The 12,881-nt window shown below is 54.9% G+C and carries 10 protein-coding genes; 1 reads left to right on the forward strand and 9 read right to left on the reverse strand.

What is annotated here, in order from left to right; translation table 11 throughout:
• Positions 1-47 precede the first annotated feature (47 nt).
• The 7 genes from ACFPYJ_RS31680 to ACFPYJ_RS31710 all read right to left on the reverse strand — a co-directional run bounded on the left by ACFPYJ_RS31680 (position 48) and on the right by ACFPYJ_RS31710 (position 7,854).
• The gene (locus tag ACFPYJ_RS31680) at positions 48-1,103 is read right to left on the reverse strand and encodes an oxidoreductase (protein ID WP_379192329.1); all 1,056 of its coding nucleotides are present in this window, start codon (positions 1,101-1,103) and stop codon (positions 48-50) included.
• A gap of 38 nt (positions 1,104-1,141) precedes the next feature.
• Positions 1,142-1,900, reverse strand: a complete 759-nt coding sequence (locus ACFPYJ_RS31685) for a sugar phosphate isomerase/epimerase family protein (protein WP_379192331.1) — start codon at positions 1,898-1,900, stop codon at positions 1,142-1,144.
• A 78-nt stretch (positions 1,901-1,978) separates the two neighbouring features.
• Positions 1,979-3,091 (reverse strand): Gfo/Idh/MocA family protein, encoded by a 1,113-nt coding sequence (locus ACFPYJ_RS31690; RefSeq protein ID WP_379192333.1) that lies wholly within the window; start codon positions 3,089-3,091, stop codon positions 1,979-1,981.
• 397 nt (positions 3,092-3,488) lie between these two features.
• Complete coding sequence (locus ACFPYJ_RS31695; RefSeq protein ID WP_379192335.1) at positions 3,489-4,652, reverse strand: mandelate racemase/muconate lactonizing enzyme family protein; 1,164 nt, start codon at positions 4,650-4,652, stop codon at positions 3,489-3,491.
• A gap of 33 nt (positions 4,653-4,685) precedes the next feature.
• On the reverse strand, positions 4,686-6,122 hold the full coding sequence (locus tag ACFPYJ_RS31700) for an aldehyde dehydrogenase family protein (RefSeq protein ID WP_379192337.1): 1,437 nt from the start codon (positions 6,120-6,122) through the stop codon (positions 4,686-4,688).
• On the reverse strand, positions 6,119-7,045 hold the full coding sequence (locus ACFPYJ_RS31705; RefSeq protein WP_379192339.1) for a dihydrodipicolinate synthase family protein: 927 nt from the start codon (positions 7,043-7,045) through the stop codon (positions 6,119-6,121). Before ACFPYJ_RS31705 ends, ACFPYJ_RS31700 begins: the two co-directional genes overlap by 4 nt.
• Before the next feature lie 32 nt (positions 7,046-7,077).
• On the reverse strand, positions 7,078-7,854 hold the full coding sequence (locus ACFPYJ_RS31710; protein WP_379192341.1) for an SDR family NAD(P)-dependent oxidoreductase: 777 nt from the start codon (positions 7,852-7,854) through the stop codon (positions 7,078-7,080).
• A gap of 210 nt (positions 7,855-8,064) precedes the next feature.
• Between ACFPYJ_RS31710 and ACFPYJ_RS31715 the strand changes: the two genes are divergently transcribed.
• On the forward strand, positions 8,065-8,619 hold the full coding sequence (locus ACFPYJ_RS31715; RefSeq protein ID WP_379192343.1) for a hypothetical protein: 555 nt from the start codon (positions 8,065-8,067) through the stop codon (positions 8,617-8,619).
• 363 nt (positions 8,620-8,982) lie between these two features.
• Here ACFPYJ_RS31715 and ACFPYJ_RS31720 read toward each other — a convergent pair whose 3' ends face one another.
• Entirely contained in the window at positions 8,983-10,053 is a 1,071-nt protein-coding gene (locus tag ACFPYJ_RS31720; RefSeq protein WP_379192345.1) for a Gfo/Idh/MocA family protein, read from the reverse strand.
• Positions 10,054-10,082: 29 nt separating this feature from the next.
• Positions 10,083-12,791, reverse strand: a complete 2,709-nt coding sequence (locus ACFPYJ_RS31725; protein WP_379192347.1) for a beta-N-acetylhexosaminidase family protein — start codon at positions 12,789-12,791, stop codon at positions 10,083-10,085.
• Positions 12,792-12,881: the final 90 nt, after the last annotated feature.

Consider the following 12,881-nt stretch of genomic DNA (forward strand, 5'->3'; position numbering starts at 1 on the left):
AAATTCGAAAAAGCCCGAAAAATGGGCTCTTTCACTGAATTAAGGCGTTAAGGTGTCACCTCAACCGTGCGCTGCTCCCTCGCGCTTTGCAAGCCGAGCTCGATAAGACGTACGGCCATACGCGCTTCCTCCGGCCTCACGGCAAGCTCCGCTGTTCCGAAGATCGCTCCTGCTACATTACGGAAATAATCTTGATAGTTGCCGGGAATTGTCTGAATCCGGCCGCTGATGCGCAGGCTGCCCAGTGTCGTTTCAATTGCAGCCCATCGGCTTTCCGGTTCGGTACCCCAACCCGGCGTCCCCGGCGTAAGCCCGGCTTTAAGCGCATTTTCCTGCGGGTCTTCACCATATTTCACAAACGTACCTTCGGAACCGTGAAGCGTATAGCGCGGGCCCGGCTGCCTTGCCAGCAGCATCGATCGAAGAGCCAACCTAAATCCGTGCTCATAATTTAGCGTCACATCAAACGCGTCATCAGAAACTGCTCCGTCGCGAATCGTGCGAATATCAGCCGCAATTGAACGGGGCACTCCAAACAATGACAGCGCCTGGTCAAGGAGATGCACACCGAGATCATAAAATACGCCCGTGCCCGGTCCGCCGCCATCGCGCCAGCGTCCCGGGTTTGCCACAGGGCTGAACCGCTCCCAACGGAATTCAGCATCCGTTAGACGTCCCAGAATCCCCTGCTTTACTACTTGGCTCAGCGTGAGAAAATCGCCGTCCCAGCGGCGGTTGTGAAAAACACTGAGCACAAGCCCTTTTTCACGGGCAAGCTCAATAAGCTCATCTGCTTCAGCGGTCGTCGTCGTGAACGGCTTCTCGACAACGACGTGTTTGCCAGCCAGCAGCGCAGCCTTGGTGAATGAATAATGGTCCGTGCTCGGCGTCGTAACGACGACCAAGTCGATCGACGGGTCGGCATTCAGCTCCCCTGCATCCCGGACAATCTGTACCCAAGGGTAAATTTCCTTTGCGGTATTACCACTTCGCTGCACGACAGCGGCAAGCTTCAGTTCAGGAACCGAAGAGATGACGGGTGCGTGGAATGTCCGTCCCGCAAAGCCATACCCAATCAGCCCGACGTTGATTACTTTGTTCATGACTTACAAGCCTCCTGCACTTCTTGTTACAGCTTCAATTACTTCTGCATGATGCCGAGTTTCGTCAGATTCTCGTAACTGATACGCAGGCTTTCGAAAGGATCCCGCCGGCTTTGATCCTGCTCCACGACGAGCCACTGTACGCCGATCTCTTCCGCTGTGTTTGCGATTTCCTTAAAATCAAGCACGCCTTCGCCGATCTCAGCAAAAAACTGCTCTTCTCCCTGCTCCACATCCTTGATGTGCAGCATCGGTGCACGGCCCTTAAGCTTACGAAGGTATGATGACGGATCCTCGCCGCCTTTCTTGATCCAATAGGTATCGAGCTCGGTCTGCACCAAAGCCGGATCTGTTTCGCGCAGAAGAATATCAAGCGCATATTCGCCGCCGAATTTCTCGAATTCCCAATCGTGATTATGGTACAGGAACGTAATATCGCGTTTACGGAACGCCTCGCCAGCCTTATTCATTTTCTTCGCCTTCTCGAGGACATCCTCGAGCGATGAGAAGCGCAGCGAAATGGCAACAAATCGGCCGCCGTCCACCTCGTCAAGATAATCAGCGATTTCTTCCGCGTTGAAGTCAAACGTATCGAATCCGGCATGAGTGCCGACAACCTTCATACCCAGCCCGTCCAGCAGCGTTTTCTGCCTGGCAACCGATATGCCTTGCGGTGGACGGCCGAGTTCAATACCTTTGTAGCCGATTGCGGCTACCTTCTCCAAAGCACCTTCATAATCCTGTGACAGCGCCTCACGAATCGTATAGGGCTGAACGGCAACCGGGAATTGTTTCATGGATAGATTCACCTAAACCTTTCAATTTATATCGTACTACATTTCGCAGTTTAATAGGCGTGCAAGATACGTATTCGGTTATGCGTCAAGCATATTGTATTTGAGGCCAAGCGGCAGCGGCTTCGGCCGGTCGATTGAGCTTTGAAGATGAACATGCTTCCCTGTCTCGGATGCTTCAAAGATGCCGAGCGAAATATCGAGCACGTGACTGGCAAGACGTCCATTCGCCCGGTTCTCGCGTCCGGATTGGATCGCATATGCCATATCGGCAACCCCCATACCACGGCCTTCCTCAGCATAAGGATGCGAATGCGGAATTTCTTTCGTCTCTCCGTTTGCAAACTTAATCGAAATTGTGCCGCCGAAGAAGTTCGGATCAGGCACGATCAGATTGCCTTCGGTGCCGTACACCTCAAGACGGGGCGCATAGCCGAAACTTTCTTTGGCTGCCTGCAGACTGGCAATGGCGCCATTTGCGAAGTCCAACACAGCCGTAACATTCGTCGGAGCTTCAACCGGAACGATCTGACCGTATGCATGCGATTTGGGATTATTGATTTTGATCTCCTTCTTCAGCTGCTGAGCGGAGCCGGTAACGCGGCTAACCGGTCCAAGAAGGGCGATCAGTGCGGTGAGGTAATAAGGCCCCATGTCCATAATAGGATCTCCGCCAAGCTTTAAGAAGTTTTGGAAGTTCGGATGCATGCCGCCAGATGCATTACCCATGATGATCGTACCGCTGGCCGAATAAGGCGTACCGATCCAACCGTCGTCAATCAGCTTAATGCATGTCTGAATGCCTGCGCCGAGGAACGTATCCGGGGCGCAGCCCACAAGCAGACCTTTTTGCTCGGCAAGGGCAAGCACCTCCGCTGCGTCAGCACGGTTCAGGGCAAACGGCTTCTCCGTATAAACATGCTTGCCTGCATGAAGCGCTTTCAAGTTAAGCGGCGCATGTGCCGCCGGTGCTGTCAAATTAAGAACGATTTCAATTTCCGGATCATTAAGAAGTTCATCCACCGTATACACGTTTGGGATGTTATATTCCTCAGCACGTTTCCGTGCGAGCTCAGGCATCAGGTCAGCGATAGCCTTGACCTCCAGAATATTATCGAACATTCCGGTACAGTTCTTCAAGTAAATGCCGCTGATCATGCCAGCTCCGATAACACCGATCTTGATTTTGCGCATGTGTAACTTCCTCTCTTCCAAATTGGGCTTGGACTTGCCTGCTCTTATTATGGAGCACGGGCGAGCCGTTCTCAATGGATAAGTCCTAATAAAAACTGGACTAATTTGATATCCGCATTAGATAAGCAGCCGAAAAATCCCAACCTCTCCGTGGAACAACTGGAGAAATTGGGATTTAATCGACCATACCATTATACTTTTAGCATGTATGAATACGGTTTCCCTGATCCATTAACCCGTTCTAGCAGGTTCTGCTCATACTCCATGCATTTGGGCATGTCAGCTCAAACCCATTTCTATGAAACCCGCATCACGTATCATAAATGGAAGATTTCACCTTCGAACTACTCCGCGGAAATATCCGCCTGGAGCGTCATAAGTATCCTCTCCCCCATTATTAAACGCTGCTTGTTCTATCCTGCAAATTCGCTGTCTTCTGATCCCCCCAGCTAAAGCCGTCGACGCGGAGCCGCTCGACCTTGCTCCAGTCGATATCGATGCCGAGCCCCGGCTTCGAGGCATCCGGCACGAGCAGATAACCGTTCTCGTACCGAACCGGTTCTGCAGCAACGTCGTTCACGTACAGCTCCGGCCCGGTCGGATCGGAAATCGCGGTCAAATTCGTGAGCCCCGCTCCAAAAATCGCCTGTGCCGCCGTTCCGAGCGACAGCTCCTGGGTCGTGCCGATCAGCACGCCCTTGCCGGCTGCCTCGGCCGCCGACGCCGCCTTGCGGGCCGCACCGAAACCGCCGATGAAAATTAGCGCAATATTGAAAATATCGACAGCGTCATAGCGGATCATATCATGCTGCTGCTTAAAGCTCCATACATGCTCGCTGACTGGCAGGTCGACCGCCATGCGGAAGTTTCGCAATCCCTCGAAATCATTCCGCGTCGCCGGACTTTCCACCAGCTGCACGCCGTAAGGCGCTAAACGCTTCGTAACTCGCAGCGCGCTTTTCCAGTCGAGCAGGTGGCTGAAATCGAGCGACTTAATCGTGACGCGGCTGCCGAATTCCCGCGTAACCGCGTCCAGGAACGCTTCGTCGGCGTCGGGGTTGACGCCGGCATAGAGCCGGAACACGTCGAAGCCCTGGGCAAGCCGGGCGCGGACGACATTGACATTCGCTTCAACCTCCATCATCGTACGAGCCCGGAATATCGGGTAGCATACCTTCAGCTTATCTCGGACGCGGCCGCCTAGCAGCGAGCTGATATTCACCCCGAGCGCCTTGCCGGCCAGATCGTGCAATGCGATATCGACGCCGCAGCGGATGAAGGTTCCTTTCTCATAGTAATACATCGTTTCGGGAAACATGTCCCCCATATCCCGGTTGACCGCGACGATATCGAACGGATCGCGTCCGACGAGCTGCAATTTGAGCGTATGTTCCAAATCTCGGACATCAACCGAATACTTGGGCAAATGGGAAAAGTCGGACATTTCGCCGAGCCCGGTCACCCCTTCATCCGTCATAATCCTTACAATTGCATGCTGACAGACAAAACCGGTATGACGGGGAATGCTTACGACGTCCAATTTCAGATCAGTTATTTTCATTATCGATAGCTCCTTCTGTTATTTAAGCGCTCCCTAAATGGACAAAGAAACGGTCTGCGTGTGTGTGAAAAACTCCATCGCGGCCCTTCCCTGCTCGCGCGAATTGGAACTGGACTGCTTCAGACCGCCAAACGGAGCTTGATATTCCACCCCGGCGGTTTCGGCGTTGACCTTTACCATCCCGGCCTCGATATGGTTAATAAATGTCATTGCAGATTCAAGGCTTTTTGTGAAAATGGCCGCACTAAGACCATAATCGGTATCGTTCGCCATCCGGATCGCCAGCTCCAGCGTGTCCGCTTCCATCAGCGCGAGCACCGGCCCGAATATTTCTTCCCGGGCGAGCGCCATGGAAGGCGTCACCCCTGCAAACAGTGTCGGCTCGACGAAATAACCGCCGCGCTCCGGAACTCCGCCGCCGAACAAAAGCCGGGCGCCTTCCTCTATACCCCGGCGGATATGCGATAAAACCGACTGTTGGGCGCTGTGTGAGGCAACAGGGCCAAAGTAGGTATCCGGCTGCATGCCGTCCCCGGCCTTAATGGCGCTAAGCCGAGCGAGCAGCTTACGGGTGAAAGGCTCGACAGCGTCCTTCATGACGATCACTTTGCTGGTCGCCGTGCATTTCTGCCCGGTGCTTTTCATCGAGCCGGATACGACCAAATCTGCGGCCTGATCCAAATCGGCGTCTTCCATTATGATGACGGAATTCTTGCCGCCCATTTCCAGCTGGTATTTCAAGCCGCGGCCGGACGCTGTACCTGCGATGAGTTTGCCAACCGTATTCGACCCGGTGAAGCTGATCCCCGCCAGCCGAGGATGCGCGAGCATCGCATCGCCGACAACCTGTCCAGAGCCGTGCACCAGATTGATAACGCCCGGGGGAAATCCGGCTTCGACAAGCGCTTCGACAAGCGCGCATCCCGTTAAGGAGGTGTTTCCAGCCGGCTTCAGGACGACGGTATTGCCGTAAATGAGCGCCGGCGCCAGCTTCCAGACCGGGATCGCGACCGGAAAGTTCCACGGCGTGATCAGGCCGACCGCACCGAGCGGGATCCGTCTCGTGTAGAGCAGCGACTTGCCGTCGCCCGCCGGAATATGCTCGCCGCTTGCGCGCTCGCCTTCTCCCGCATAATAGTGCAATATCGCCGCTCCCCTCAGCACCTCGCCCCGCGCCTCCGGCAGCGTCTTCCCCATTTCCCGCGTCATCGTCTCGGCGATCGCATCTGCCCTCTCCTCGAGCAGTCGTCCGGCTGCCGCGAGCAGCCTGCCCCGCTTTGCGCCCGGCCACTCCTTCCAGGAAGCGAATGCCGCATCCGCGGCTTCTACCGCCCGATTCACGTCTGTCTGCGTCGAGCGGGCAATCCGGCCCAGCTTCTCCTCCGGATAGGCCGGATTTACGTTCACCGACCACTCGTCCGTTTCCGGCAAGCGCCATTGACCTTCAATATAGTTCAAACAGCTTTTCATGACCCTTCTCCCCCTTTTTCTCGCTGCAATAAGCCCCAGCCGACGAGAATACGGCGGACCTGTTCCTTCTCTTCCGGCAGCAGCTCCGCGATCGGCGGGCGGACCTTGCCGCTGCAGCGGCCAAGCTGCGCCATTGCCTCCTTCACGACGCTGACATTGTTGCCGCTCCGGCTTGCTTCCCGCAGCTCCTCGAAAGGGCGCACCTCGTCCCAAATAAGCATGGCCTCGCCGAAGCGGCCTGCACGAAGCGCTTCGAGCATCCGAAGCGGACGCACAGTGTCTACGTTGACCATGCCGGACGTGAAGCCGACAGCGCCCGCCGCGAAGAAAAACGGTGCCCACAGCTCGGCTGTGCCGCATATCCAAACGAGTTCATCGCCGATTAAACGGACCGCCTTGGCAAACGAAGGCAAATGGTTAACCGCATATTTGACTGCGACGATATTCGGCTCGGCTGCAGCTTCACGCAGCGTTTCGGCGGTCGCTTGCTCACTGCGCACGTACAGCACAAGCGGCAGTCCGGTCGACCGGGCGACCCTTTGATAATAGGCAGCCAGGCCGCGGTCCAGCATGAACGGATTGACCGGCTGATGCACCATCACCCCGTCTGCACCCGCAAGCTCCGCATGCACAGCCATCGAAGCGGCTGTTTGCGCGTCGTAACCGACGCCCGCAACCACCTTCGCTCTCCCTGCGATGCGGCGCACGGCGAACGATATGATCTCGTTTGCCTCAGAAATCGTCAATGAATAAAATTCGCCCGTATTGCCGCATGGATAGATGGTTTCCATTCCGCTCTCAATCAAATGATCGAGTACGGCTGCAAACGCTTGATAATCAATCCGTCCCTCTTCGTCGAACGGGGTAACCGGTATCGCATTAATGCCTTTAATCCGTTCGGCAAATGCTTCAAATAATCGCACTATTATTCCTCCCTTGTCAGGCTTTCGCTTATTTAAGCCTTTTGCTGCGCTGAACGCCCGCCGTCGACGACAAGCGTCGTTCCCGAAATGAACGCCGCATCGTCCGACGCCAGGAAAACCGCGGCCGCCGCCACATCCTCCGGCTTCCCGAACCTTCCAAGCGGATAAGTCGCCAGCATGGTCTTCGTCTTCTCTTCCCGGTTAGGAAACTGCCGCATATGCGCTTCCGCAAGCGGCGTCTCGATAAAGCCCGGACAAATGCTGTTCGCACGGATGCCCTGTCTGCCGAAGTCGACGCATATTCCGTATGCCATCGCAATCATGCCGGATTTTGAAGAATGGTACGGAAAATGATTCTCCTGCGTGCGATACGCATGCGTGGATGCCATGTTAACGATGTTCCCGCCACCGCTTTCGATCATGAGCGGAATCGCGTATTTGCAGCAGTACCAGGCCCCCCTCAAGTTAATATCCATGATGCGGTCCCAGTCCTCGTCCTCGGCCGCGACGACCGATTTGCCGCCTGACACTCCGGCGTTGTTGACGAGAATATGCAGCGAACCGAAACGATCGTATGCCGCTTCCATTAATAATTCCGCTTCGTTCTTCCGTCGCAGGTCCGCCTTGATGAATACCGCACTGCCGCCCGAATCGATGATTTCGGCTGCAACGTCTTGACCGGCTTCGGACATATCGTTCACAACGACGCTTGCTCCTTCCGCGGCAAAGCGGACGGCGACCGCTCTTCCTATGCCGGAAGCCGCGCCGGTAACGACGGCCGTTCTCCGCTCCAATTTTCTGCTGGTCACATGCTTCTCTCCTTCTCCGGGAACAGGCATCCGCCCCGCTTGGGATGGATGCCGACCCGCATTTTACGTATCACTTCATCGCTTGCTCATAAATGGCCATCGCTTTATCAAGCCCGACCTTGTTCAGATCGGACAGGTATCCCTTCATCGCTGCGCTTGGCCGCTTCTTTCATCCAGTACTGAAAGGGCTTGCCTTCGATCCGAATATAGTTGTCAGCCAGATCGAATGACGTTAAGCAATTTTACAATCTGGATAACGTTACCTTCGGTGGCGACTCGTCCGAACAGCTGATTGCCTACGTCAGCCCGCTGCCGATCGGCTTCAAAGGGAAAGCCGAAGGGTCCGTTATCGTATTTATCGACCTCGTTTTTGCCCCGGCAACCGATAAGCAGCGCGCGCTGCTTGCTTATTTGGCGAAGCTCTACAAGGCGGGCCTGATTCAGAAAGATTTCGCGACGGCGACCGAGGACCAATTCAACCAAAACCGTCAAAACGGCAAAGACGTAATCGACTTCCAATGGGTCAGCCAAATCATTAATCTGGAGAAGCAGGACGCGAAGGCCGACTGGAATTATTCGTCTTATTTCGTTGAAGATCCGGCAAGCGGGAAGAAGCCCGTTATGTTCAAAGGTCCGGATTTCGCGCTGTTCAGTTCGATTTTCAGCAGCAAGCTGGAGAAAGAGCCGAATGTCGACGGACAGGGCCGATACGAGATCGTCTGTTTCCAGGAGAAGCCGGTCCACGGAATCCTGGCTCATTCTTAATACCTCGAGGTTAAGGTCCGCGGCGTCTTCGACTAATAACCGCTGTGTCTCGTAATAGTGATCCGCCCCGATCGCGATGGGGATAAACAAGATCAGTAAATAAGAAAGCGCGAATTTAACGAACACCGATTGATTCTTCACCCTCTTCGTCAAGCCCGGCCAGCTCCGCATCCAGATCGACTCTCCTTTTTCAAGGGCCCCGACTAAACCGCTTTCAAACTAGAACGAAAGAATGGGAATGCCGCCGCTGTACAGGGGAATGTTCTTCCGATCGCTGCTGTTTGTTCCCCCAAAGGAGAATGCTGTCGCTTCTACAGAATCATTCTTCCTGCTTCGCTTACTTTCCCATTTCTTAACATTCCTTTATAACGAATAATGGTTCAAGATGTCTTTCACTTTCACCGGGGCTCCGGTTTCCATGCTCCGTTCCATCGCCGCCATAATGGCCAGCGTGCGGATACCTTCATACAGGCCGGGCTTCGGCGCCTCTCCCTTATCCAGACACTCGGCAAAATATTCAATATAATTCTGATACTCGCCCGCATGGTGGCTTTCGCCTTCGAAGCGGAAATAGTACGGATGCTTGTCTTCGAATGAATGCGTTACCGCCTGCTCAGGCGCAAAATGAGTATGATAAAGCAGCTTGGAATAGACGGCCCGGCTGCTCCCCTTCGTTCCCCGCAGCGTACAGCTAATTCCCGGGTCGACGCTGCGAAGCGCCGGCTTTGTATAAGAACCGCTTACCTGGGCGATGCGTCCCGCGGCATCCTTCATGAGGAATCTCATCGTGTCTGGCGCTGTCAGGCCGTATTCTTTGTTGGTCGAGCTGGAGTGGCCGTAGCCGAATACTTCCTCAATGTCAGGCAGATACCATGCCGCCAGGTCTACCGCATGGATCATGAAATTATACATCCAGCTGAATCCGTTTTGCCGACTCCAGCCCTTCTTTAGAAACCAGCGTGAATCCGAAATATAATACGTTTCGACCGTATCGATTTCACCGTGACGGCCTGCAAGGAAATCGTTACGCTGATGGATCATCGGTTCGAAGAACCTGCTGCTCTGACCGACGAACAGATGTTTCCCCGATGCTTCGGCGGCCTTAAGCAGCTCATGCGCCTCATCCAGCGAAGTCAGCATCGGCTTCGTCACAATTACATGCTTGCCCGCGTCGAGAGCCTGCTTGATGTGGAGGCCATGCAGCTGGTCGGGCGTGTAAATCGCAATGATATCGATTTCCGGATCCTTCAGCATATCCTCATAGTTAAGCGTATACCGGGTCAATCCGAATTCGGCAGCGCGGGTTTTACAGGCTTCTTCACTAATATCGCAAACGTTGGCGAGCTCAAAGCGGTCGCTTTGAATCGCTGCCGAAATGATGCTTCGCCCTTCTCCAAGTCCGATTACGCCCAGCCGGTATTTTGTATGTGTCATATCCGCTCATCTCCAATACAGTAGTAGGTTCAGCTGTACAGCCAATCGAGCGATCGGGCGCTTTCGCTAAGCGGCGATACGTCCCGCTCCTCAATGTTCTGATCCGCCGGGATTAGCCCGAGAATCGTAAAAGCGCCTTTGCCCAGATTAAGCGTGTGCCGTCCGGCTTCATACAGGAAAGCATGTACGTTGACACTAGGGTAAAAGGAAGGCTTTACGCCTTTGCGCAGTATCGGGGAAAGACCGCCGCGGTCGTCGGCATGCGTATTTTCGTCCAAAATCGGCACCTGAAGCCACCCAGGCTCTGCAGAGTTGAAATAACCGACTAGCACGCGGGCCGGTTCGGATATTTCAAATTCAACAGCAGCGCCATTATTGGCTGCTTCCTCTCGGCTGAACCGGATGCCGGTCAACCCTTCAAGCTCCTCCGCATAGCTTTGCGCAAACACTTCCCCGTCGGTAAACAGGCAGCTGTTTTTGCAGACCGTATACGTCTGTGCATCCGGCGACAGAAGCTTAAAGGGGGACTGCCGGTAAGGCTCATTGTTCTCCTCGCCCTGCACCTTGAGCGGAAGCTTACCTGCCTTTAAATCTTCAATACGGGCGGCAAAATTGCGGAATTCCGTCTCGTAGACCGGGAGACAGTCGGTCCAGTGCTTATACTTCAGCCCATCCGGAATCGGGACTTTGCGGTGCGGCGTCAACATGCTGTTCGCGTACATGTACGTCCTCTCGGTCAAGTCGGTCAGCTTCCTGTACCATTCCAGGCTTTCCTTCAAATACGGCACGGCCTCTTCCAATATGTCCACGCGATCCAGATAGCTGCCTTTGACGACGTTCTTATACAGAAGAACCCGGATAGCGGCTCTGACCTTTGCTCCGTAAGAGTAAACCATATAACGGATCGCCTCGATGTCCGACGCGATGCGCTCGAATTCCTCTTCGTTCCGGGTTACATAAGGCCGGGCTTGCCCGATCGCTTTCCAAGCGATATCCGCAAACCTCTCGGCCGCTTCGACAACGTCAAGCGGCGTTTCCCCGATGTGCGGCTCACCCTTCGTTTCCCTTAGTGCGTATTCTTCCAGCCGTTCGCCCTGCGGTGCGTGATCTTCCCACAGCGCCCTGTAAGGCGAGTACTTGTCCGGATTGGTTAGCTGGCTCATCGTCATGCCGAGCGACATCGTCTGGCGGTTGCCTTCCGTGATGCCGAACCGCCGCAAAATCCGAGGCGCGCATTCGCCGAAAGAATCGTACGCTTCGAGCAGCGCTGCCCCCGCTTCCTGCGAGCCGAACCGGCCGGCCAGCTCATCCGTCCAATAATACCGCTCGGTTTCCGCATCGCGGTCCGGATTCCAGGCATACCTCGCCCAAGCGGCGTACCAAATCCAATCCCGGTCCATCTGCTTCAGTCTAGGCGTTACCTTATCGGCACTATACGGCCAGTCCCAATAGAACAGCGGGTATACGTGCAGACCGTTCGCCTTTTGCCTGTGTTTGGATGCCTGCATGCTCTTCTGAATAAAGGATGGCGCTCCGTAACGGAACGGCTCGAGGTTAGCCAATATGTGAACGTTGACGATATGGACCGACTGCATGGCGCTCAAATTGTTGTGCGTCTGCACCCAGCCGCCTCTCGGCGTCCATGTCGTGAGCGATTCCCCGTTGTATTTCGCTTCGGTGTACAGATTCGAATAAAGCGGCAGCGCCTTCTCGACAATCGGCTCGGCCTTGACCGCGTGCGCCCGAAGAATGATCGGCGGATTTTCTTTGACGTTCAGATCCTTGAGCCCATCCTTCACGCCCGCAATGATCGTTTCCGTAAACCATTCCGATCCGTAAACGCTGCCGTGAAGCGCTTCCCCAAGGCAAAGCATAATGCCGACGTTCGGGTACGAACGGACAAATTCAGCGATCGACTTCCGCGTATAATCCGCAGTGATCGGCAGCGGCTTCGGCTGGTGAAGCTCGAGTCCGTGCTTTTGCGCAAACGGCAGCGGGATATGAATATTGTAAAAGTTCAGCACGACCCAAATGCCGCGTTTGTCGGCCTCCGCCGTCAGCCAGTGGAACGTTTCGACGTTCAGCCGATACTCCTCTTCGGTAACCTCCAGCGCCTCCGGATAATCCTTCAGCTTCACCAGCGAGGCGAACGGGTGACCCGACCAAATGTACACGACATTGCTCCGCTGCCCGCACAGCATATCCAAATAGTCCAGCCACATGTCTTTGTCATAAAACCACGGAAACCTCTCCGGCGTTATCGGGTATTCATAGGTTCTGCGAGGCGGCTCGATTTGCGTCTTCTGCAGGCCGAGCACCGGTCCGCGCAGCGTGAATTCGGGTGTCTCGCCTTGCGCGGCCAGCTCCGGAACGCGTCCTGTCTTGCGAATTTGCCGAGCCAGCTCTTGGGCGCCGTATAAAGCTCCGGTGTCGCCGCTGCCCGATACGACAATGAGGTTGCCCGGAAGCGTCGCCAAATAAAATCCTTCTTTGCCCGGCGCCTTCGAATGATAAATCAATACTTCCTGTTCCTCCAGCGTGCGGATGAACGCGGACTCTTCCCGGTTGCCTACATAAATTTTTATCCCCTGCTGCTCCCGGTACGTGTATGCCGTCCAAGCCGCACCAGCCGGTTCTGGCGAATAGCCGCTTTCTTGCAGTCCTTCCGTTAACAGCTTCAAACCGTGCATTAGTCTCGGCGAAGCGTTCTCTTGTACCCCCAGATAAACGTTTTGCATACTCAACCTCCAAACGGTATGTTTGATGACCTTTACCTGCCGGTTCATTCTCTCGCCGAATCGATCGACGCGATCATTTGCCCGGCTTCC

Origin of the sequence: Paenibacillus solisilvae, assembly GCF_042656405.1 — a bacterium.
GTDB lineage: Bacteria > Bacillota > Bacilli > Paenibacillales > Paenibacillaceae > Paenibacillus_Z > Paenibacillus_Z solisilvae.